Raw genomic sequence first — 22,076 nt, forward strand, 5'->3', positions numbered from 1 at the left:
TCAGTTGTCGAATCGGGTCGTCGGAGTTCCCGGCCAGGAGCCTTACGGTTTGACGAGCGCCATCCGTGCGGGCGCGGCCTCGACCCGATTCCGTCCCTCCTGCTTGGCCTTGTAGAGAGCCGCATCCGCCATCGTTAAGAGATCCGCAGGACTAGCCGAGGTCTGCGGGATCGACGCCACACCAAGGGACGCGCTCACCACCACGCCTTCAACCGGCGAGACCTCCGCGATGCGTTTTCTGATTTCCTCCGCCTTTGTGCGCGCGGTGACAAGATCGCTGTCCGGCAACAGGACGATCAACTCCTCGCCGCCGTAGCGGCATGCAATGTCGCTTTTGCGCAGCGCGGACAGAATGGCAGCGGCGACATCACGCAGCACAGCATCGCCAACGGCATGACCGTGCTGATCATTCAGCTTCTTAAAATGGTCGAGGTCGATCATGATCGCCGACATCGGCGCGTTCCGCCTCTCGGCCTGGAGCGCGAAGCTCTCGAGCACCTCCTCCATGAAGCGGCGGTTATAGAGCCCGGTGAGAGGATCGCGCAGGGCCTGGTTGCGGAGACGCTCCCGCAGCGCAATGCTCGACAAAGCCAAGGACATGCTGTCGGCCAGGGCGATCGCCAGCGGCCTGATGGTTTCCAAATCCGCCCCAGTCGGGTCATCACTGAAGATCTGCAGGAGCCCATAAACCTCGCCGCGCGCCAGCATCGGGATTTCAAGCGCGCTCTGCCCATCGAGTGCATGGCTGCAGCGGAGCGCCCCATAGGTTCCGCGATTGATGTGGGGCTTGCCCCGCTTGAGCGCCCAACACTGCGATGGCGGGATGACCTGTGGATGGGACATCCCTACATCATCGACATTCCACGCTGTGGAGAGGTCGAGCCGGTCACGCGAGTTGTTGAAGATGTAGAGTGCGCCGCCAAAACCGGAGAGCAAGCGTCCGGCAGTAGCCCGCAACACCGCATTGGCGTCCTCGTACCCCATGGCGCTCTGCAACATGTCGGCCATTGAGAGCAGATGTCCAATCTGATCCCGGTTCTGGACCGCTTCGGCCATGGCAGCCGCCCGCGCGCGCGATTGGCTGACCAAGCCGCGGAAGGCCAGGAACAACGCAGTCAGGATCGCGACCCCACTGATGATCTGGAGCGCCAGAAGGAGCCTCTGCAGCGCAGCGACATTGTCCTCCGCCCGGGTTGCCTCGCCGGCCTTGGCGGTCAGGAACTGGCCCATGATCTGACGCAGCGTGTCCATGGTCGCTTTGGTTCGGTCCAGGTGGACGAACTGCTCGGCTCCCCCGGCGCTTCCAGGTTGCGCTGCACTGATCATCTTGGAAAGCTCGGATCGGAGATGGGCGATGAGAGAAGACACCGTCTGGGTGCCTGGGGCACTGCCGGACCGCTCGGCCACGAACCGGTCGAGCTTGCCCAGCGTCGCGCGGTTGTCATCGAGAGCCTGCGATCCAACGCTATAGGGCTGGAGATAGTCGGGCCGCGAGGACAGGGCATAGCCTCGTGCACCACTCTCGATGTCGAGCAGGGCCAATTGGACGATTCGGACGTCACGGCTCTCCGTCCGAAGAGCCAAGAGATCCTGCTGAGCTCGATAGGTGTAGACGAATGCGCCGAGAGTGGCGCTGACCGTGAGAACAACGACGCAGGCTACGAGCAGCGACAGGATCATGGCTGCGGGGACGCGTTCGTTCTCCGGCAGGCCAACGCTTCGCAAGAGCGCGGTCCTGATGCCGGTGCCAAGGAAATTCGGACGCTTGCGTATCATTGATCGGAGTATCCAAGGAAAAGCGGCCCGGCCCGTATGCTTAACAGTTGCCGGGACGAGCGAAAGCGTGTGGCTGGTTGATAGGTCTGAGCCAGATTAATCCGTGACTGCTTATACCAACTTCATCATAAATTGAAACTTAGTTGTATCACGATCAGCCAGCGTGAATTTACACTGGCACTGTATCAAGGCTAAGCTTCTTCGGTGAAGCCTTGGAGGCTCCAGTCAGTGAAACGGCTGTGTTTAGCATTATGGGCAGCCAAGGTCGGCAACGGGTCAAACTCGGCCTCTAAGCACGGTCGCGTTACGGTCCGTTCAGGAGCTCAAAACGGATATTGGGCCTAATCTTGTGTTCTAACACTACAGTTGCACCTTTCGTTTGCGGTGTGAGGCTTGCGCCATGGCCTGATGCGCTCGTCGCCACGCGGACCAAGCGATCACGAAGGCAGGCTCGATCCGGCGCTGCTGGAGACGTGTGGCAACCCGGCGGATTTCCTGGACAGACCAGCATACCAGCGCTGCAATCGGGCTTCGTCGTTTCTTTTTTGGGTGAGGTGAGGCGGTTGGCGCGCTCCCGCACCACCGTCATCATGGCAAAGGCGAGCATCACCAGCGACACATGCCGGTGCCAACCATGCCACGAGCGGGTTTCATTGTGCGTGAGCCCCAACTCTGTCTTCGCGGTCTCGAACGCATCCTCAATCGCCCAGCGCTGGCCTTCGACCCGGACCAGGGTCTCCATCGGTGTGCCGGCCGGGCACCAGGTTGGGAAGAACGCCAGATCCTGATCGCTGAGGGTGCGCCTGATCAACAGGCCGCGCGTCCACAGGCCGGTCAGCGCCGCGTTGAATTCCTCGGCCTCGAGATCGGCCAACTCGACATAGGCCCAATCATACAGGCGCGGCCCCTTGGTGCCGCTCCCGGCGGACAGACGCTGCCAGGTCTCGGGAGCAAGCTCCTGGGCAATCGTCGCGGCCGTGCCGGCCACCGGCAGGCTCTTGTCCCAGGACGTGAAGCGGTCTGTGGCTTGAGCACCCAGCACGTAACCTTTGCCAGCGCGGCGCAGCTGCATGGCCAGGGCCCCCTAGATGGTGTCGGTGGCCACCCACGCGAACGGCACGCCGGCCGCCAGTGCCCTCTCGATCATCGCGGCGGCGATCTGCGGTTTGGTGACGAAGCGGATCGCATCGGGCGCGTGAGCCGCGGCCAGGCGCTCGGGCTTCGTCGTCCAGTCCTGGGGCAGATAGAGCTGGCGGTCGATCAAGGCGCTGTGCAACGACAATTTTCATGTCCGGGTAGCGTCAACTACGATGACCGACTTTTTCGTGTGGGCTTAGGCTGGTGCAGGCGGCGCCGGACATTGGGCTTGAGGGCGTTCCTGACGTCCTTGTCGGTGAGCGCCAGATCGAACCACTCCGGATCGAAGTGGCCGCCGCACCAGATCCGGGTCTCAGTGTGCTCAAGATCGTTCGGGTCGGCCATGATGGCGAGAAAGCGCTCATAGCTACTCACGCCACCCACGTCCTCCGGCGGTCTGGCACGGGCTCCTGCGATGCAGGCCCCCAAACGAGGAGGCGCATCGAGAGCCAGCAGCTTCTCGATCTCCACGGTGTGCAGCCAGCTGTCCCCGAAGTCATAGAGATAGCTAAAGCAGGTGCCCGGCTCCCGGTCGAAGTCGCGCAACCGCACCTCACGCTCGTCGAACACCCGCGCGTCATCCTCGAAAGCCCCGTCCTCGAGCAGCTCCGGATCGCCATAGCGCAGGCCACCAATGCGGAACTCGTGCAGGTGATAATCCCACCAGTTGAACGCCGCCTGGATCGCAAGGTGCAACTGCCCCAGGTGCCAGGTCCACGGCACCACCAGCCGCCGCCACACGGGCGGGTCGATCTCGGCCAGCGTGATCTTGATCTGGAGGGCGTTGGGATCTTTCCAGGACATGCCCCAGTGGACCTGTCACCGGGGGCGGCGTCAACTAGCCGGACGCGTCCGACGACAATTAGACAGCGGCGCTCTTGGCCTCCGTCGCGGTTCGGCGCCGGTAGCTCTCGGTGTTGAGTTCCAGAATGGTGGCGTGGTGGACCAAACGGTCGATCGCCGCGACCGTCATGGCGGGATCCGGGAAGATCTGATTCCAGGTGCTGAAGGGCTGATTGCAGGTTGTGATCAGAGAGCGTCGTTCATAACGCTCGGCGATCAGCTCGAACAGGACGCTCGTTTCCGCCTGATCTTTACGCACGTAGCCGAGGTCATCGAGGATCAGGCAATCGAAGCGGTCGAGTTTGGCCAGGGTCGCCGGCAGGCTCAGATCGCGCCGGGCGGCCTGCAGCTTCTGGACCAGGTCGGTGGTGCGCGTGAACAACACCCGTTGGCCGGCCTCGATCAGGGCCGTGCCGATCGCCGCGGCGAGGTGCGTCTTGCCGGTCCCAGAGGGGCCGAACAGCAAAATGTTGGCGCCCTGATCGAGCCAGGCATCCCCGTCCGCCAGAGCCAGGACCTGCGCCTTGCGCAGGCTCGGCACCGCGGCGAAGTCGAAGGTCGCAAAGGTCTTGCCGGGGGGCAGGTCGGCCTCGGCGAGATGGCGGGCAATGCGTCGACTGTGTCGCTCATGGATCTCGTGCTCGCACAGGGCCGCCAGGAAGCGAGCCGATCCCCAGCCCTCCGCATCGGCCCGGGCACCGATCTCCTGCCAGAGCCGCGAGATGGTCGGCAGACGCAAGGTGGTGAGCAGGACCGGCAACTTCGCCGTGTCGACCGGCGGCGCGGCGGATGAGGATCGGGTCATGGTGCGGCCCCTTCTGAAGCGGCGATGGGATCGACAGGGATCAGGCAGTCATAGACGCTCGGATCCGGCGCCCTCACATGAACCACCGGCGCCTGGACGTTCAACGGCCCGGCCACGAGGGCCCGGGCCTGATCGAGATCCGGGAGCCCGCCGCCGGCGAGGACGCTCGCGAGATGATCGGCCAGCTGGGCCTCGCAGGCGTGCGTGGCGGCCAGATGCAGCAGGCCGACATAGACCCGGCACGCCTGTCTTGGATCGAGCCTGGCATCAAGCACCTCCCAGGCCCGTCGGAAGGCAGTCTGCGGGAACAGATCCTCCCGGAATACCGAGTGCCGGAAGGCCTGCGGCTTCTTCACGAGAGCATGGACCAGATGGCGGTAATCGACGACGCGGACACCGGGACCGCCGCGTTTGAAGTAGCGGCGGGGGACGGTCAGCACCGGGCTCAGGCCGAGATGGCAGACAAGACGATCATCGTAGATATGCACCTTGAGCCGACAGCCGACGAGGCGCGAGGGCACGGTGTAAAGGACATTGCGCACCGAGATCGTGCCGGAGCGTGTGACGGTGACCGTCGCCACCGAGTAGTCGCTGGTGCGAAAGCGCGGCAGAGGAGCCAGCGCCTTGCGCTCGATGGCAAGCGCCGCCTGCACGGCTGCGTTCTTGCGCATGGCGAAGTCCTGCAGAAAGGCCTGGTAGGCCTCCAGGTCCGAGAAGTCTTTCGAGCCGCGCAAGTCGAGAGCTTCGCGCAGCCCGAGCTTGAGATGGCCATGGGCGGCTTCGACCGATCCGTTCTCGTGGGCGATGCCGGCATTGTTGCGGGTGGGCTGCAGACCATAATGGTTGCAGAACGCGGCATAGGCCTTGGCCTCGTCCTCGCGATCAATGAGATTGCGGTAGGCGGCCGAGAGCCGGTCGGTGCGATGCTCGCGCGGGACGCCGCCGAGCTGCCAGAGCGCCTCCTGCAGGCCTTCGGTGAGAGCCGTGAAGCTCTCGCCGCCGCAGATGGCTTTGATGAAGCGCCAGCCGGAATAGGCGAGCCAGAAATGATAGAGCAGATGGGGAAAGGGTCGGCCGGCGATGGTCACGCCGAGCTTGGCGCCATTGGTAAAATCCGAGAGGGCCTGCCGACCGGGCGGATGCTCCTGTCGGAAGATCAGCTCACGCTCCGGTCCCTCGGTGGCGCGCCAATGGGCCACCCGGCGCTGCAGCGAGCGCAGATGGCCGTCGCCATAGCGCCCTGGATGCAGCCGTTGCAACTCTTCCAGCAAAGTGGTGGCCCGGATCTGGGGCGCGGCCTCCAGCATCGGCACGAGTTCGTCGCGCCAGACTTCGGCGAACGGATCCGGACGCGTCCGGTAGCGCCGGCCCTCGCGCTGGCTGGGAAGAACCGGGTCGGCTTCGATGCGCCGACCGGTGCGCTCGCTGAAGCCGGCCCGTGCCGCCGCGGCGGCCTGAGAATATCCGTCCTTGCGTGAACTCATATAGCGCCTGACCTGGCGGTCGGTGACGTGCATGCCCGGCATCAACCTTCTCCCGCAATCGCGGGAAAGATTGATGCATCTCACACCTAACCGGCCATCTCTGTCGTCATCAGGCGGCCATCATAGTTGGCGTCGTACAAGGCGCAGCGCGTCATCGACCCGACGGACCGCACCGTCATCGTCTCCGGCGCCTCGGGCAATCCGAAGAACATCGACGCCCCAGGCACCCAGCCGAGCCAGCAGCACCTCTGCCATCTTGTCGGACACAGCAGCAAGGTAGACATCCTGATAGCCATCCCCTTCCCCATTTAATGGAGCATACTTCTCTGGAAGGTGGGGTCTGATCTCGCTGATGAATTCCTTGGGTCTCAGTGGCTGTGGCAGGGCGTACCAACCGATCGGGACCATCCAGCCGTCCTGGCCCCAGTTTGTACCGGCCGATCCAAACTCAGATGGTTTAGGACTGGAAACAGCTGGACGCGTGACGATGCCAAGCTGTCGGATCTGCGCTCCGGCATATGAGAACACGAGATCGCCCAGCATGACGAGCCGCAGGTTATCGTAGGACTGGTTGCGGCTTCCAATTGCTCTTGGTCTTGGGTGACCAGATGTGCTGCCCGTCGCCCTCCTGCCGGTATGTCTTCTTGTGGTTGACCCACCAGAACGTCATCGTACGCCCCTTCCTCAGGGGCAGATTATATTCAGCACTTTTGGTTGGCCGGCAATCCTGCGTTCGATCAAGGCGCACTCCTCCATGGGTGATGCGCAAAGACCATCGGGCTATGGCTTGGGACGGTCTGTCCGACAGCCTACCGAGACGGCTCTATCGAGTGGGCGCATGTCCAGTCGCCTGCTGAGATCAGGATGCTGCGGCTATCGGCTCTGGATAGCTCGATCTGGGACAGTCTTGTGTCAAAACCCGGGACAGGATTGCAAGGGCCAACGCTTTAAAGGCTTTGGGCTTTCAGCCTCCGGTTCTGTCGAAGCGGGACAACGGTGGGACAGTATGCGGGACAATCCGAAGCGCGGCACAAGCCAACGCCGTTCACCCCTGCAGCACCAAAGTGCTTCAGGTGCTTACTATGTGATTACCAGGATTGGGATCTGTGGCCTGCCGGCTGGCCACATCAGAGATAACCTCTTGGAATTTATGGTGAGCGCGCTGGGACTCGAACCCAGGACCCTCTGATTAAAAGTCAGATGCTCTACCGGCTGAGCTACGCGCTCCCAGAGGTGAGCCCGAGATAGGGGCTCTTGAGCGGTGGGTCAATCGAAAAGCCCCGGTCCGATGCCGAATTCTCAATTCGGGCTGCCGGGCATTCGGGTTTTCCACCGCCTGAAAAGATCCCTCCCCCTCAGCCCTCCGCCGGCATGGCGATGTTGTCGGCGTGCTGGCCGATCTCGGCCTTGCTGTCGCGCTCTCCCCTCACCCAGCCTTCCTTGATTTCGCCCATATGGTCCTCGAGACGGCCCTCCGCGATGGCTTTGCGCAGGCCCGCCATCAACTCCTGGTAATAGGCCAGATTGTTCCAGGTCAGCAGCATCATGCCCAGAATCTCGTTCGAGCGGACGAGATGGTGAAGATAGGCGCGGCTATAGGTGTTCGAGGCCGTGCATTTCGAGCTCTCGTCGAGCGGGCGCGTGTCTTCGGCAAAACGTGCGTTGCGCAGGTTCATGCGCCCGTGCTTGGTGAAGACCTGACCGTGACGCCCGGCGCGGGTGGGCATGACGCAGTCGAACATGTCCACCCCGCGGCGCACGGCCTCGACGATGTCGTCCGGCGTGCCCACGCCCATGAGATAGCGCGGCTTCTCCTTGGGCATATGCGGCTCGACCGTCTCGATCATGCGCAGCATCACCTCCTGCGGCTCGCCCACGGCGAGGCCGCCGATGGCGTAGCCTTTCAGGTCCATGGCGGCGAGTTCCCGCGCGCTTTCGATGCGCAGCCGCTCCACCGCACCGCCCTGAACGATTCCGAACATGGCCTTGCCGGGCTGGTCGCCGAAGGCGACCCGGCAGCGCTCCGCCCACCGCAGGGACAGGCGCATGGCCCGCTCCGCCTCTTCGTCCGAGCATGGCAGTCGCACGCATTCGTCGAGCTGCATCTGGATGTCGGAGCCGAGAAGCCCCTGGATCTCGATGGAGCGCTCCGGGGACATGAAGTGCCGCGATCCGTCGATATGGGACTGGAAGGTCACGCCGGTCTCGTCCACCTTGCGCAGGGCCGCAAGCGACATGACCTGGAACCCGCCGGAATCGGTGAGAATCGGATAGGGCCAGTTCATGAACTGATGCAGCCCGCCGAGGCGGGCGACGCGCTCCGCGCCGGGGCGCAGCATGAGGTGATAGGTGTTGCCGAGCACCACATCCGCGCCGAGCGCCTTCACCTGATCGGGATACATGGCCTTCACGGTGGCGGCCGTGCCCACCGGCATGAAGGCAGGCGTCCGGATGACGCCGCGCGGCATCCGGATTTCGCCGGTTCGTGCGGCTCCGTCCGTCTTCGATACGGTGAAGGTGAAATTCTCGGTGGTCATTCGGTCCTCATGGGATCGGCTCAGGCCCGTGCGGGCGCGAAGAGCAGAAATGGCGCATCAACGCCGGAAGAGCAAACTCGCATCGCCGTAGGAGTAGAAGCGATAGCCCGCATCGATGGCGTGGGCATAGGCCGCGCGCATGGAATCCAGCCCCGCGAAGGCCGAAACCAGCATGAACAGGGTCGAGCGCGGCAGGTGGAAATTGGTCATCAGCACGTCCACGGCCTTGAAGCGGTATCCGGGCGTGATGAAGATCGACGTATCGCCCGAAAAGGGAGCGATGGTGCCGTCCTCGCGGGCGGCGCTCTCCAGGAGACGCAGCGAGGTGGTGCCGACCGCCACGATCCGCCCTCCCCGCGCCCGCGCCTCGTTGAGGGCTTGCGCGGTCGTCTCGCCGACGGTGCCCCATTCCGCATGCATGCGGTGTTCGCTCGTATCGTCGGCCTTCACCGGCAGGAAGGTTCCCGCGCCCACGTGCAGCGTGACGAAGTGGCGGGAGATCCCGCGCGCGTCGAGGCGCCGGAACAGATCGTCGGTGAAATGAAGGCCGGCCGTCGGGGCCGCGACCGCGCCCTCGTCCCTGGCATAGACCGTCTGGTAATCGGTTCTGTCCTTCTCATCCGTCGCGCGCTTTCCCGCGATATAGGGGGGCAGCGGCAGCTCACCGAGACGAACGATCGCCTCGTCGAGGAAGGGGCCCGAGAAGGAGAAGCGGAGCGCCACCTCGCCGCCCTCGCCTTTCTCCACGACCTCCGCGTCGAGGCGCACCAGCTCGCAGGCCGTGCTCTCCGATTCCTCGCCGAAGCGGATGCGGTCGCCGATGTGAAGCTTCTTCGCCGGACGCGCGAAGGCGCGCCACCGGTCGGCCCCCTCCCGCTTGTGCAGCATGATCTCGACGCGCGCGGCGGTCTCCTCGCGCATGCGCAGGCCGTAAAGCCGCGAGGGAATGACCTTGGTGTCGTTGAGAACCAGCACGTCGCCCGGCTGCAGGAGCTCCGGCAGGTCGCGCACGATCCGGTCCTCGAAGCCTTCCGCGGGCCTGACCACAAGCATGCGCGCGGCGTCCCGCGGCTCGACGGGGCGGAGCGCGATGTTCTGCTCGGGCAGGTCGAAATCGAAGAGGTCGACGCGCATTGAGGCGGTATTCCGAGAGGCTGGTTTCGGGGCACCGGTTATCGGCTTGAAGAAGGCTGGCCGTCAATGGCCGCAATCCACCGAAAATCAGACGGCTTCAGGCTTCTTCTTCTCAAAGGACTTGCCAGCTGCCATCGATTGTTATGAAATTCCATTTCATCAATCGACTCCGAAGAGCCTCATGGAAAACTCAGACGACAAGTCCCAACCCAAACCCAACCCGCTCCGTAAACTTTGGCCCGATGTAAGGACCGAGAAGGGTCGGAGAGAGGCCATCAAGGCCGGCGCCATCGCTCTCGCCTATATCGCAGTCTCATATGCCATCGTTGCTGTGCTCGTACTCACGACGGGCCGGGACTTGATGGGCGCTCTGGACGGGATCGAGTTTGCGACCTCTCTGGGCCTCGACCTTGTAGCCATTGTGGCTGCGAGCCTGATGGCTTGGTTCTTCTATAAGCGCGAGAGCCTCGTCATTGCGTGCATCGGCGTCATCTGGATTGCTCTCGAAGTTGCCATGAAGCTTGTGGCTGCTCCCGGACGCGGAACTGTTGTGGCCCTCCTGGCCCTGCTTTTCAGCATCAATGGCGTACGTGGTGCCCTGGTGGCCAGGAAGGCTCTGCAGCCCACACTCAAGGCCTAAAAGAAAAACCTCCCGCGAGAGGCGGGAGGTTCTGGACGGCAACTCAGTCGCTTACGCAGCGTCGGCCGCGACCTTCATCGAAATGATGCGGTCCGGATCGCTCACGGGCTCGCCGCGCTTGATCTTGTCCACATTATCCATGCCTTCCGTCACCTTGCCCCAGACGGTGTATTGCTTGTCGAGGAAGCGGGCGTCGTCGAAGCAGATGAAGAACTGCGAATTGGCCGAGTGGGGGAAATTGGTGCGCGCCATGGAGCATGTGCCGCGCACGTGCGGCTCGGCGTTGAACTCGGCCTTCAGGTCCGGCAGGTCGGAGCCGCCGGTGCCGGTGCCCTGGGGACAGCCGGTCTGGGCCATGAAGCCGTCGATCACCCGGTGGAAGGCGATGCCGTCATAAAATCCCTTGCGGGCCAAGGTCTTGATGCGCTCCACATGGCCGGGGGCGAGATCGGGGCGCAGTTCGATGACCACGCGGCCCTTCGTGGTTTCCATGATGAGGGTGTTTTCCGGATCTGCCATCGGTCTCTCCTGAAGCGGTTTGTTCGGCAAAATTCTATTCCTGCCCGTTCACATAGGTCGGGCGTCGACGAAACGGAAGGCAAAGATGCGTCCCGCGATGGCTGCTCCAAAGCTTTCCGTGAACGGAAAGGGCGTGCAGCGCTCGAAAGCGTCGCGAATGGAGCGGGTGAAAGGCTCGCGCTGCTCCCCCTCCGTTCCCGGCTTGTAGTAGGTGATCTGCGGCCGGCCCAGAACCTCGCCGTTACGCTTGAAGCTGAGGCGCAACGTGACTTCCTGGCCCGAATAGCCTCCCCCATGCGGCGGATGCCAGCAGGCCTGCAAAGCCTTGAAGACGTCCTGCATGGTGTTGACGCGCCCGACCGGCCCCGCATCCGGCTGTGGCCTGACGGTTCCTATGATGCCTTCGGGCAGGGGCGGAAGCTCCTCGAAGGGCCTGTACCAGGAACCTTCCGGATGGCGATAAAGACCGTGGCCGCGCCAACCGTCCCCGGCGACCGCCGAAGCGGAGGTCGCGGCGAGGAGGAGCGGGACGGCGATCCATCGCGCTCCGGATGGCTGGCCGGAGCCCATTCACTTCGCGTCGGTGGCGAGCTGCATCTTCACGATCTTGTCGGGATTGGACACCATGCCGTTCGCGGCGGCGTTCCCCTTCTTGATCTTGTCGGCCACGTCCATGCCGGACACCACCTCTCCGAAGAGCGTGTATTGTCCGGTCAGCGGGCCGCAGCCGTCGTAGCAGATGAAGAACTGGCTGTTGGCGGAATTGGGGCTCTGCGAGCGGGCCATGCCGACGGAGCCGCGCTTGTACTGGGTCTGGGTGAATTCCGCCGGGATGTCCGGCAGGTTGGACTTGCCGGTGCCGGTGCCCGTCGGATCGCCCGTCTGAGCCATGAAGCCCTCGATCACCCGGTGGAACGGAACCCCGTTATAGAAGCCCTGCTTCGTGAGCGCCTTGATCTGCTCCACATGCTTGGGGGCGAGGTCCGGGCGCAGGCGGATGGTGATGCGGCCGTCCTTGGTGTCCAGGTAAACGGTGTTCTGCGGGTCTTTGGCCGGCTGGGCCGCGGCCGGAACGAGGCCGGCCAGCACGAGCGCACCGGCTGCGAGCAAACGCTTCATGGAAGGGGTTCTCCTCTGAGGATCGAAAAACGTTATGGCCGCGTGAATTTGGCCTTGAGTCGCTCCGCGACAAGTCCCGGCACGAAGGCCGAAACGTCGCCGCCCATGGCGGCGATCTGCCGGACAAGCGTGGCGGTAATCGGGCGAACCGGCGGGGAGGCCGGAAAGAACACCGTCTGGACCTCGGGCGCCATGGCGGCGTTCATGGACGCCATCTGGATCTCATAGTCGAAATCCGTGCCATCCCGCAGACCCCGGATGATGAGACCGGCCCCCTGGCGCCGGGCGGCATCCACGGCGAGATCGCTGAAGGTGACGACCTCCAGCTCCACGCCTCTGGCCTGCAGCACGGGGCCGCAGACCTCCCGCAGCATCTCGGCCCGCTCCTCGGCCGTGAAGATCGGGGCCTTGGAGGAATGGACGCCGATGGCCACGACGATCGTGTCCGCCACGCTGCAAGCCTGGCGCAGGACGTCCAGATGGCCGTTGGTGACGGGATCGAAGCTGCCGGTATAGAGGGCTGTGCGCGTCATGGCTCAAGGCGTAGCGGGAGAATTCGATATCGGCAAGCCGTGCGCCAGCGCACGGCGCCCTCGACGGGCTCGTGGCAGATGGAAACCCGCATCGCAGGGAGGTTCACATGATCGTTCGGCTCGTCATCACCCTTGCAACGGCTTTCCTCGTCCTCACGCCCGCCGCCATTGCGTCCGGCTATATGCTGTTGACGATGTGAGGATCAATCCGGCCGCGAAAAACCTTTTGAGGTCATGGCCTTAGCCTGATTTCTCTCAACCGTAGGTTTTTCACACCACCCGGAATCACGATCCAATGCAACCTAGACTGGACGAGATCTTGGCTCGCCCTAGGTAACTCTTTGTTAACCTTTTCGGGAGCCACTCCATGGCATTTCGTCTTGGCATTGTCGTTCTTCTCGCAGTCGCCGTCCTGAGCCCGGCCGCCGTCCAAGGGCTGCACCTGTTCTGATCCGACCTGACGGCTTCTCGTCCTTGGCTCAGAGCTATCCGCTCTCCTGCCCTTTGGCGAAGCCTGGAACGAGAGGTCGATTGGGGCTTTGAACCTCGGCAGACGCCCCGCTTTCGAACTTTATATCATCCTGCTATACTGGGCTTCTGATCAACCGTATCTGGGCAGTTGCCGGAGATGACCCCGCGCCTGAACGAGACCTTGCAGGCCGCCTATGAGGCGTTCGGCCACCATGGTCTCGGTCAGCAGCTGGACGTCTGCCATTGCGAATCCTGCATGTCCGCAGAGATCGCCGAGAGCATTCTCAAGACGCCCCTGCGCGAGCTTTCGAACGAGCAGCTCTCCGAATACACCAATTCGGCGCATGGCTGGTCGGATCAGTTTCTCTATCTGTTGCCGCGCTACATGGAGCTGATCACCCAGGGTGATCGACCGACCTATTTGGATGCAGACAGCATCTTCTCCCGGTTTCGTTACGCCCCTGAAGATTGCCTTACACGCCAGGAGGCTTCGGCTCTGGGTGACTGGTTGACGGTCCTGTTCGGGGAAACCTTGTGCCGTCCCATTTCCTCTGAAGAACTGGCCTGCGCGCTCGCACGACAAAACCAGCCCTCATGGAACGGGTTTGGAAACGATGCATGCGAGATCGTTCAGATTGCCCTCCCAACGCCTGTCGACACCTCACAATTGCGAGCGCTCTGGGAGGGCTGCGAAACGCGCGAAGCCACCCTGCGCATGGCCAGTGCAATCTACTTCGGGCTCGGGGCGCGGCGTTTCAACAGGAGCAGCCTCTTGCCCGGGCGTCCGAGCGAAGCAGCCGCTCAGTGGTACGATTGGTTCACGCGCAAGGACCACACGGAGCGGCTGAGCCGGGCTTATGAGCGGGAGACGGACCTGCTGACGAAAGAGTTTCTTCTCTTGGCGATCTGATCTTGGCGATCTGACGCGCCGCCTCTGTCAGCACCAACAGAAAACCCGCCGACCGAGGTCGGCGGGTCTCAAAGTGGCAGATGCGCGGCAGCTCTTACTCTTCGCCGCCGACGTCGCCCTCGGCTCCGGCGTCCTCGCCATTCTCGCCGTCTTCGCCTTCCTCACCCTCGATGTGCTCCACCGAGACCACGCGTTCCTTGTCGCGCGTGGAGAAGATCGTGACGCCCTGCGAGTTGCGGCCGACGACGCGGATGCCGTCCACCGGGACACGGATCAGCTGGCCGCCGTCGGTGACGAGCATGATCTGGTCGGCGTTTTCCACCGGGAACGAGGCCACCAGCACGCCGTTGCGGCTGTTCACCGCCATGGCCGTGATGCCTTTGCCGCCGCGTCCCGTGATGCGGTATTCGTAGGACAGGGTGCGCTTGCCGTAGCCCTTTTCGGAGATCGTCAGGATGCATTGCTCCTGCGCGCTCATCTCCGCATAGCGCTCCTGCGAGAGGGAGACGTTGCCGTTCTCGATCTCCTCCGCGTCCTCCGCACCCGCCGCTTCGGCATCGCCGTTAGACTGCTCGCCCATGACGGCGCGGCGCATCTTGAGATAGGCGGCGCGCTCCTCGCCCGTCGCCTCCACGTGGCGCAGAATCGCCATGGAGATGATCTTGTCGCCCTCGGCTAGGTTGATGCCGCGCACGCCCATGGAATCGCGGCCCTTGAACACGCGCACATCCGTCACGGGGAAGCGGATGCACTGGCCCTTGGCCGTGGTGAGCAGCACGTCGTCATGCTCCGAGCAGATCTGCACGTCGACAATGGACTCGCCCTCGTCCAGCTTCATGGCGATCTTGCCGCCGCGATTGACCTGCACGAAGTCCGACAGCTTGTTGCGGCGGACCGTGCCGCGCGAGGTCGTGAACATCACGTCGAGCTTGTCCCAGGACGCCTCGTCCTCGGGCAGCGGCATGATGGCGTTGATGCGCTCGCCCTGGCTGAGCGGCAGCATGTTCACCAGCGCCTTGCCCTTGGCGTTCGGAGCCGCGAGCGGCAGGCGCCACACCTTTTCCTTATAGGCCTGGCCCTTGGACGAGAAGAAGATCACCGGCGTATGGGTGTTCGCCACGAACAGGCGGGTGACGAAATCCTCGTCCCGCGTCGTCATGGCGGAACGGCCCTTGCCGCCGCGGCGCTGCGCCCGGTAGGTCGAGAGCGGCACGCGCTTGATGTAGCCGGCGTGGGAGACGGTCACCACCATGTCCTCGCGGGCGATGAGGTCCTCGTCGTCCACGTCGGAATCCCAGTCCACGATCCGGGTCTTGCGCGGCGTGGCATAGGCCTCCTTGATCTCTGCGAGCTCGTCCTTGATGATGCCCATGATGCGGGCGCGCGAGCGCAGGATCTCGAGGTATTCCGAGATCTCGGCCGCGAGCTTGGCGAGTTCGTCGCCGACCTCGTCCCGGCCGAGAGCGGTCAGGCGCTGCAGGCGCAGATCGAGGATCGCGCGGGCCTGGGTCTCGGAGAGGCGGTAGGTGCCGTCGTCGTTGATCTTGTGGCGCGGATCGTCGACCAGCGCGATCAGCGGCGCGATGTCGTGAGCGGGCCAGTCGCGGCCCATGAGGGCCTCGCGGGCGCTGTTCGGATCGGGCGCCGTGCGGATGAGGCGGATCACTTCGTCGATATTGGCGACCGCGATCGCAAGGCCGCACAATACGTGGGCGCGCTCGCGCGCCTTGTTGAGCAGGAACTTGGTGCGGCGGGAGACGACCTCCTCGCGGAAATCGACGAAGGCGCCGATCAGGTCCTTGAGCGTCATCTGCTCGGGACGGCCGCCGTTGAGCGCCACCATGTTGGCGCCGAAGCTCGTCTGGAGCGGCGTATAGCGATAGAGCTGGTTGAGCACCACGTCCGCCATGGCGTCGCGCTTGATCTCGACCACGATGCGCATGCCGTCGCGGTCGGATTCGTCGCGCAGATCGGCGATGCCCTCGATCTTCTTCTCGCGCACGAGTTCGGCGATCTTCTCGATCAGCGAAGCCTTGTTCACCTGATACGGGATCTCGGTGAAGATCAGCGCCTCGCGATCCTTGCGGATCTCCTCGACCTCGGACTTGGCCCGCATGATGATGGAGCCGCGGCCCGTGGTGTAGGCCGACCGCGCGCCCGCGCGGCCGAGGATCAACGCACCGGTGGGGAAATCCGGCCCGGGAATGATCTCGATCAGCTCCTCGGCGGAAACACCGGGATTGTCGATATAGGCCAGGCAGCCGTCGATGACCTCGCCCAGATTGTGGGGAGGCATGTTGGTGGCCATACCGACCGCGATGCCGCCTGCGCCGTTGACGAGCAGGTTCGGGAAGCGCGCGGGCAGGACCGAGGGCTCGTCCTTCGACTCGTCGTAGTTGGGCGTGAAATCGACCGTGTCCTTGTCGATGTCGTCGAGCAGCGGCATCGCCGCCTTGGCAAGGCGGGACTCGGTGTAGCGCATCGCCGCCGGGGGGTCGCCGTCCACGGAGCCGAAATTGCCCTGCCCGTCCACGAGCATGAGGCGGAGCGAAAAGTCCTGCGCCATGCGCACCAAGGCGTCGTAGATCGCGCTGTCGCCGTGCGGATGGTATTGACCCATCACGTCGCCGACGATGCGGGCGGACTTCACGTATTTCTTGTCGGGCGTGTAGCCGTTCTCGTGCATCGAGTAGAGGATGCGCCGATGGACCGGCTTGAGACCGTCGCGCGCATCGGGCAAAGCGCGGCTCACGATCACGCTCATGGCGTAATCGAGGTAGGAGCGCTTCATCTCGTCGACGATGGAAATCAGCTTGATGTCGCTGGCCGGCTGGTCCCCGCCGGGGCCGCCGGAGCGGATATCGTTCGGATCGGTCAAGGTAGGTCTTTCTTAAAACGGTCTGCCCCATCGCGAGAGGCGGCTCCAGATGCCGCTTCGTCAAGCCACTCGGCAGCCTCGCGAATCCAATTGAAATTCAAATCCTTAGATGGCCGTTTTCCGCGCCATTTTCAAGGTTTTCGAGGCGTTTTCCAGAGGCAAGAGGACGCGGATCCGGGAAGGGCCCTCCAGCCTTGTCGCGACCGCCCCCCCAGCGTCACCCTTGAGGCCGCACGGCGTAGCCCCGGATCCATAGCCGCCAGCGGTTCAGAATGGAGCGAGCGGGTGCCGCAATGCCCTTCTCCGGAAGCGTCAGCGGCTATGGGCCCCCGCCTTCGCGGGGGATGACACGCCGGGGAAGCTCTCGTTTCCCTTAAACCCGCAGCAGAAGCGCCGTCGTGTCGTCGCTCTGCTTGAACCGGGGATAGCGCCTGCCGTCCGGGTCCACCGCCGTCTCGATCTCCCGCGCCTTCCGGGCGAGCGGCTCCAGGCCCGAGGCGATGGCGACGTCCATCAGGCTCGGGGCGTCGAAGGCCCCGTACAGGTCGACCAGGGCCGAGAAGCCATCGCTCGCGAGCAGAATGACGGTGCCGTCCTCGCAGGGCACGCTCTCGTGCCGCAGGCGGTCGGCGGCATCCGGGTTGAAGCTCAGCAGGGCCGCCGGGACACCGCTCCTGCGCTGCCGCTCGCGGCGCTCGCCGAGCCAGTCGAGGAACACGGGCTCGGCGAGGATGTCGTTCGGCCGGGACTTCGCGGCCTGCATCAGCTCGGCCGCCTTGGCGGCTTCGAAATTCCTGAGGTCGGGAGCCTCCCCCACGGTCAGGACGGTGCCGTCGGGTCGGCGCACGAAGGCCGTCGTATCCCCGAACGTCCAGGCATCGAGACCGTTTCCGCGCCGCCGGACGAGGGTCATGGCCCCGAGCGGCCAGGTGACGAAATCCTCGTGCCGCTCCAGGGGAGCGACGGCCCTGTAGGCGGTGCGGGCTTCCTCCATCACGTGCCGGATCAGGGCGGCCCCGTCCTCGGCCTGGGGCGCGAGATTCGACAGGCGCTCGTCCGCGAAGGCCGCGAGCCAGGCCGCGTCGCTCTCCGGGTGCACCACCGGCGCCGTGCCGGGAAAGATCGACGTGTCGATCACCCAGGCCCAGTCCTGGGACGCCCCGCAGACATCCTCGTTGGCCTTGTCGGGACGGCCGGGCCAGCTGATCTTGTCCAAAATCGTGAACATCGTTGCGCACCCTCTCGCCAAAACCCTGCCGGCACCCCATAAAGCAAAGCTGTCCTGAAGGTCCAGCCGATGCTCTTCGACTATATCTCCGCCGCTCTCGTCACGCTGCTCGTGACCCTCGATCCGGTCGCCCTCGCCCCCATCTTCGTGTCGCTGACCCGGGGCATGAATTCGGAGGAGCGCCGCCGGGTCTCCACCCGGGCGAGCCTGATCGCCTTCTGCATCCTGGCCTTTTTCGGCCTCGGCGGCGAGGTTCTCCTGCGCCTCCTCGGGGTCGGGATCCCGGCCTTCCGCATCTCGGGCGGGCTGCTGCTGTTCTGGATCGCGTTCGAGATGGTGTTCGAGCGCCGCAACGAGCGCAAGCAGCACACGGCCGAGATCGCCATCACGGAGGACCATATCCGCAACATCGCGGCCTTTCCCCTGGCGATCCCGCTCATGGCCGGCCCCGGAGCCATCACGGCGGTCATCCTCCTGGCCGGGCGGGCCGATGGAAATCTCGTCTATCTCTCGTCCCTGATCATCCTGATCGCCCTCGGAATTGTAAGCTGCTTCATCGTGTTCTCCGCGGCCGAGCGCGTCTCCCGCTGGCTCGGCGTGACCGGGAACGTGGTCCTGACCCGGCTGCTCGGCGTCATCCTGGCGGGACTGGCCGTGCAATTCATCATCGACGGCGTCGGTGCCTTGCTGCGTCCTGAGACGTTGTAAGCGATGGTTCTCCGTCAAACAAAGAAGAAGCCATGAAGAAAGCGTCCGAATACCGCAAACATGCCGAAGAATGCCGCGTGCTCGCCAAGCAGGTTCCGGAGGGACCGCAGCGCGATCAGCTGGTCGAGATGGCGCGCACCTGGGAGGCGCTGGCCAAGGACAGGGACGTACTCGTGCGCAAGCATCCCGAGATCGCGCAGCCGGACAAGGAGGACGACGACTGAGATCTCGGAGGCGGTCGCCTCAATCGCTTCGCGCGGCAGGCGCGAGCGCGAAGCCTGCGAACGCCCCCGCCACATGCTCGTAGACCGCCCGCTTGAAGGGCACGACGAGCCCGGGCGCGGCGGCGAGTTCCTGCCAGCGCCATTCGGCGAATTCGGGAACGGCATTGCCGTGCGTGAGCGTGACGTCGATCTCGCTCTCGTCGCCGGTGAAGCGCAGGGCGAACCATTTCTGCCGCTGCCCCCGGTAGCCCGAAAGATGGTGGACGGGGCCGTCATAGGGCGGAAAATCGTAGCTCAGCCACGACGCCGTCTCGCCCAGATAGGCCGCGTTCGTGACGCTCGTCTCTTCCTGAAGCTCGCGCAGGGCCGCCGCCAGCGGATCCTCGTCCGCATCGATGCCGCCCTGCGGCATCTGCCACTCATGGCCCGGCGCGATAATTTCAGGGCCCGAATTCCCGAGCCGCCGGGCCATCAGCACCTGCCCGCGATCGTTGAACAGGGCTATGCCCACATTGGGCCGGTAGTCCGGCTTCGCCTGCACATTCATTGCAATGCCCCTCGGCAATGCCCCTCGGCAATGCCCCTCGGCAACGCCCCTCGCCCGCATTCCTGATCAGGACATGAAGCCCCGGCTCCAGCACGCCGCTCTCGAGCACCGACCAGCCGAGGCTCTCGTAATAGGCCCGGCGGCGTTCGCGCGAGAGAAGATAGACCCGGGCAGCCCCCGTGCCGAAGGCAAATTTTGCCGCCCTCTCGACGAGGGCCGCCCCGACACCCCGCCGGCGATCCCCCGGTTCGACCCACAGGGCCGCGACCCAGGGGGTGTAATGGGGACGCCTCTCCTCGTCGCAGGCGATCACGGAGACGGTTCCCACGAACCGCCCGCCGTCATGCGCCACGAAGGTCGTGGGAACGGGGCCTGCCGCCAGGCTCTCCCGGACGAGTCCCGTCAGCAGGCCGATCGGATGACCGTCGTCCTTCCAGAAGGCGCGCCAGACCCGATCCGCGACCGTATCGGCGAATTCCGGCCTGTCGCGCAGATCGCCGATCGCGATCAGCGGAGCGTCTCCAGCAGGCGCTTCACGAGTTCCTGGCGCGGAGCGATGGAGGAAATCAAGCCGTATTCGTGCAGCGTATGCGCTCCGTCCCCGTCGATGCCGATGCCGTCGAGGGTCGGCACGCCGAGCGCCGCCGTGAAGTTGCCGTCCGAGCCGCCGCCGACCCGGGGGGCGGAGACGAGGTCGAAGCCGATCTCGGCCGCGAGCGATTTCGCATGCTCGAACAGCTTCGCGGTTCCTTCCGTGCACTCGTAGGGCGGCCGGTTCATGCCGCCGGTCACGGTGATCTTGAAATCGGGATCCTGGGGCTTGAGCCCGAGGATCGCCCGCGCCAGCGCCTCGCCGTCCGCCACGGTCTCGACGCGCAAATCCACGGGGAAACTGCAATGCTGCGGGATCGTGTTCACCGCCGTCCCGCCCGACACCATGCCGACCGTGGTCGTGATACCCCGGGCGTAATCGGTCATGGCCTCGATGGCGAGGATCTGGCGTGCCGCCTCGTAGACGGCGTTGCGCCCGTGTGCGTGGCGCGAGCCCGCATGGGCCGGGCGGCCCTCCACACGCACGTCGAAGCGCCCGACGCCCTTGCGGGCCGTGACGACCTTGCCGCCGTCCCGCCCCGGCTCCGTCACGAGGGTATAGGCCGTGCGGCGGGCGAAATTCTCGATGATCGGCCGCGTCATGGGCGAGCCGATTTCCTCATCGGGCGTGACGAGATAGATCAGCGGACGGGCGGCCGTGCCTTTCCGGGCGACCTCCTTGAAGGCCTCCAGGCAGTACCAGGCGCTGGCCTTCATGTCGTAGACGCCGGGGCCGTAGAGCCGGTCCCCCTCGATCCGCAGCGGCAGGTCCTTCTCGATGGTGCCGACGGGGTGCACGGTGTCGAGATGCGACAGGATCAGGATGGCGGGCTCGTCCGTCTGCGGGCCCGCGCGCAGGATCAGGGCATCGCCGAGCCCCTGCTCTCCCTGGACGCGCTCGACGGCGACCGGCGCGTCCGCCATCTGCCCGACGACGAGATCCATCATCAGGTTTACGCCGGCCACGTCGTGGGTCGGGCTCTCGGTGCGGATCCAGGTGAAGAGGGTATCGAGGGCTGGGGAGGTCATGGCGGCTTCGCAAGGGTCTCTAGGAGGGAGCATCGGATTCAATCCCAAAAGTGGATTCCACTTTTCACGTCCGATGCTCAAAGGAAAAGGCGGCTGAAGCCGCCTTTGGGTCTCTTACCCCCCTCGCGGGGCGATGTCACGGTCAATCGCCGGACCGCCGGCCAGTGACAAGCGGCCTCGATGTCCATGATCCGTCCGATGCTCCCGCCTCACGCCGTACATCGTTCGAGCGACCCCGGAGGGCCGCACCGGCCAAGATCCGTAACGTCTATCCGCGGAGGACATGCGCTTCGCCCCGCCGGAGCCGATCGGTCACGGTCCGGCTCGAGGAGCCCGCAGCGCAACCGACCGGCAGCATCCCCTTTACGGGACATAACCCTAGAACGGAATATCGTCGTCGAGGTCGTTGTAGCGCGGGGTTCCGCCTCCGCTCGGAACCGGAGACGGCCGGCGTTCCATGGGGGAGGAACGGCCGAAATCGCCGCCGCGGCTGATCTGGCCCGGCTCCTCGTCGCCGTATTCCGACGACGCCCCGCCGCCCGAGCGCCCGTCCAGGATCGTCATCTCGCCGCGGAAGCGCTGCAGCACCACCTCGGTGGTGTACTTCTCCTGGCCCGACTGGTCGGTCCATTTGCGGGTCTGGAGCTGCCCTTCGATGTAAACCTTCGAGCCCTTCTTGAGATATTGCTCGGCCACCCGGCCCAGGTTCTCGTTGAAGATCACCACCGAGTGCCACTCGGTCTTTTCCTTGCGCTCGCCCGTGGCCTTGTCCTTCCAGGTCTCCGAGGTCGCAATGCGCAGGTTGACCACCGGCTCGCCGTTGTTCAGCCGGCGCACCTCGGGATCCCGCCCCAGATTGCCCACCAATATCACCTTGTTCACGCTGCCTGCCATCGGGCACTCTCCTGTTCACGTGGGGCTGTTCTGGAGCCAAATGGATGCCAGGACAAGCCCGGGAGCGAC

Annotated in this window: 21 protein-coding genes, 1 tRNA gene and 1 pseudogene; 4 read left to right on the forward strand and 19 right to left on the reverse strand. The window is 64.5% G+C overall.

The window, feature by feature from the left end; translation table 11 throughout:
* Positions 1-42: 42 nt before the first annotated feature.
* The 9 genes and pseudogenes from RE429_RS14285 to queA all read right to left on the reverse strand — a co-directional run bounded on the left by RE429_RS14285 (position 43) and on the right by queA (position 9,716).
* Positions 43-1,542 carry a diguanylate cyclase gene (locus tag RE429_RS14285; protein WP_414471406.1) on the reverse strand — a complete coding sequence of 500 codons (1,500 nt, stop codon included), beginning with the start codon at positions 1,540-1,542 and terminating at the stop codon, positions 43-45.
* Positions 1,543-2,302: 760 nt separating this feature from the next.
* A pseudogene (locus RE429_RS14290) lies at positions 2,303-3,043 on the reverse strand (IS701 family transposase); the annotation flags it as partial.
* 38 nt (positions 3,044-3,081) lie between these two features.
* Positions 3,082-3,717 (reverse strand): plasmid pRiA4b ORF-3 family protein, encoded by a 636-nt coding sequence (locus RE429_RS14295; protein WP_414471407.1) that lies wholly within the window; start codon positions 3,715-3,717, stop codon positions 3,082-3,084.
* A gap of 58 nt (positions 3,718-3,775) precedes the next feature.
* A complete protein-coding gene (gene istB, locus RE429_RS14300; protein ID WP_414471408.1) occupies positions 3,776-4,561 on the reverse strand; it encodes an IS21-like element helper ATPase IstB in 786 nt (261 codons plus the stop codon).
* Positions 4,558-6,087 (reverse strand): IS21 family transposase, encoded by a 1,530-nt coding sequence (gene istA / locus RE429_RS14305; RefSeq protein ID WP_414471409.1) that lies wholly within the window; start codon positions 6,085-6,087, stop codon positions 4,558-4,560. The genes istB and istA overlap by 4 nt, the downstream gene beginning before the upstream one ends.
* Positions 6,088-6,165: 78 nt before the next feature.
* A complete protein-coding gene (locus RE429_RS14310; RefSeq protein ID WP_414471410.1) occupies positions 6,166-6,588 on the reverse strand; it encodes a hypothetical protein in 423 nt (140 codons plus the stop codon).
* Positions 6,589-7,196: 608 nt separating this feature from the next.
* A tRNA-Lys gene (locus tag RE429_RS14315) sits at positions 7,197-7,272 on the reverse strand.
* A 128-nt stretch (positions 7,273-7,400) separates the two neighbouring features.
* Entirely contained in the window at positions 7,401-8,582 is a 1,182-nt protein-coding gene (tgt, locus tag RE429_RS14320) for a tRNA guanosine(34) transglycosylase Tgt (RefSeq protein ID WP_414471411.1), read from the reverse strand.
* Positions 8,583-8,639: 57 nt separating this feature from the next.
* Positions 8,640-9,716 carry a tRNA preQ1(34) S-adenosylmethionine ribosyltransferase-isomerase QueA gene (queA, locus tag RE429_RS14325; protein WP_414471412.1) on the reverse strand — a complete coding sequence of 359 codons (1,077 nt, stop codon included), beginning with the start codon at positions 9,714-9,716 and terminating at the stop codon, positions 8,640-8,642.
* A gap of 46 nt (positions 9,717-9,762) precedes the next feature.
* Here queA and RE429_RS14330 point away from each other — a divergent pair, with 46 nt between their 5' ends.
* A complete protein-coding gene (locus RE429_RS14330) occupies positions 9,763-10,356 on the forward strand; it encodes a hypothetical protein (protein WP_414471413.1) in 594 nt (197 codons plus the stop codon).
* Positions 10,357-10,407: 51 nt separating this feature from the next.
* Here RE429_RS14330 and RE429_RS14335 read toward each other — a convergent pair whose 3' ends face one another.
* The 4 genes from RE429_RS14335 to coaD are packed head-to-tail and all read right to left on the reverse strand — an operon-like array spanning position 10,408 to position 12,527.
* Positions 10,408-10,875, reverse strand: coding sequence for a peptidylprolyl isomerase (locus tag RE429_RS14335; protein WP_414471414.1), 468 nt, complete (start codon positions 10,873-10,875; stop codon positions 10,408-10,410).
* A 48-nt stretch (positions 10,876-10,923) separates the two neighbouring features.
* Entirely contained in the window at positions 10,924-11,445 is a 522-nt protein-coding gene (locus tag RE429_RS14340; protein WP_414471415.1) for a hypothetical protein, read from the reverse strand.
* Positions 11,446-11,994, reverse strand: a complete 549-nt coding sequence (locus RE429_RS14345) for a peptidylprolyl isomerase (RefSeq protein WP_414471416.1) — start codon at positions 11,992-11,994, stop codon at positions 11,446-11,448. It abuts the gene before it with no gap.
* Between the two features lie 32 nt (positions 11,995-12,026).
* Positions 12,027-12,527, reverse strand: a complete 501-nt coding sequence (gene coaD / locus RE429_RS14350; protein ID WP_414471417.1) for a pantetheine-phosphate adenylyltransferase — start codon at positions 12,525-12,527, stop codon at positions 12,027-12,029.
* Between the two features lie 652 nt (positions 12,528-13,179).
* Here coaD and RE429_RS14355 point away from each other — a divergent pair.
* Positions 13,180-13,908 carry a hypothetical protein gene (locus RE429_RS14355; RefSeq protein WP_414471418.1) on the forward strand — a complete coding sequence of 243 codons (729 nt, stop codon included), beginning with the start codon at positions 13,180-13,182 and terminating at the stop codon, positions 13,906-13,908.
* Between the two features lie 94 nt (positions 13,909-14,002).
* Here the strand turns inward: RE429_RS14355 and gyrA are convergent, their stop codons facing one another.
* Positions 14,003-16,699 (reverse strand): DNA gyrase subunit A, encoded by a 2,697-nt coding sequence (gene gyrA, locus RE429_RS14360; protein ID WP_414474208.1) that lies wholly within the window; start codon positions 16,697-16,699, stop codon positions 14,003-14,005.
* Positions 16,700-17,159: 460 nt separating this feature from the next.
* Complete coding sequence (locus tag RE429_RS14365) at positions 17,160-18,014, reverse strand: hypothetical protein (protein ID WP_414471419.1); 855 nt, start codon at positions 18,012-18,014, stop codon at positions 17,160-17,162.
* Positions 18,015-18,083: 69 nt separating this feature from the next.
* On the opposite strand from RE429_RS14365, the gene RE429_RS14370 reads away from it, so the two are divergent.
* Both RE429_RS14370 and RE429_RS14375 read left to right on the forward strand, forming a co-directional pair.
* Positions 18,084-18,722, forward strand: coding sequence for a MarC family protein (locus tag RE429_RS14370; RefSeq protein ID WP_414471420.1), 639 nt, complete (start codon positions 18,084-18,086; stop codon positions 18,720-18,722).
* A 32-nt stretch (positions 18,723-18,754) separates the two neighbouring features.
* Positions 18,755-18,946 (forward strand): hypothetical protein, encoded by a 192-nt coding sequence (locus RE429_RS14375; RefSeq protein ID WP_414471421.1) that lies wholly within the window; start codon positions 18,755-18,757, stop codon positions 18,944-18,946.
* Between the two features lie 19 nt (positions 18,947-18,965).
* On the opposite strand, the gene RE429_RS14380 is transcribed toward RE429_RS14375, so the two are convergent.
* From RE429_RS14380 to RE429_RS14395, 4 genes are all read right to left on the reverse strand, one after another.
* Entirely contained in the window at positions 18,966-19,493 is a 528-nt protein-coding gene (locus tag RE429_RS14380) for an RNA pyrophosphohydrolase (RefSeq protein ID WP_414471422.1), read from the reverse strand.
* On the reverse strand, positions 19,387-19,821 hold the full coding sequence (locus RE429_RS14385) for a GNAT family N-acetyltransferase (RefSeq protein ID WP_414471423.1): 435 nt from the start codon (positions 19,819-19,821) through the stop codon (positions 19,387-19,389). Before RE429_RS14385 ends, RE429_RS14380 begins: the two co-directional genes overlap by 107 nt.
* A 179-nt stretch (positions 19,822-20,000) precedes the next feature.
* Positions 20,001-21,113 (reverse strand): M20 family metallopeptidase, encoded by a 1,113-nt coding sequence (locus tag RE429_RS14390; protein ID WP_414471424.1) that lies wholly within the window; start codon positions 21,111-21,113, stop codon positions 20,001-20,003.
* Between the two features lie 378 nt (positions 21,114-21,491).
* Positions 21,492-22,007 (reverse strand): single-stranded DNA-binding protein, encoded by a 516-nt coding sequence (locus RE429_RS14395; protein WP_414471425.1) that lies wholly within the window; start codon positions 22,005-22,007, stop codon positions 21,492-21,494.
* Positions 22,008-22,076 lie beyond the last annotated feature (69 nt).

It is taken from the genome of Microvirga sp. M2, assembly GCF_047497095.1.
GTDB lineage: Bacteria > Pseudomonadota > Alphaproteobacteria > Rhizobiales > Beijerinckiaceae > Microvirga.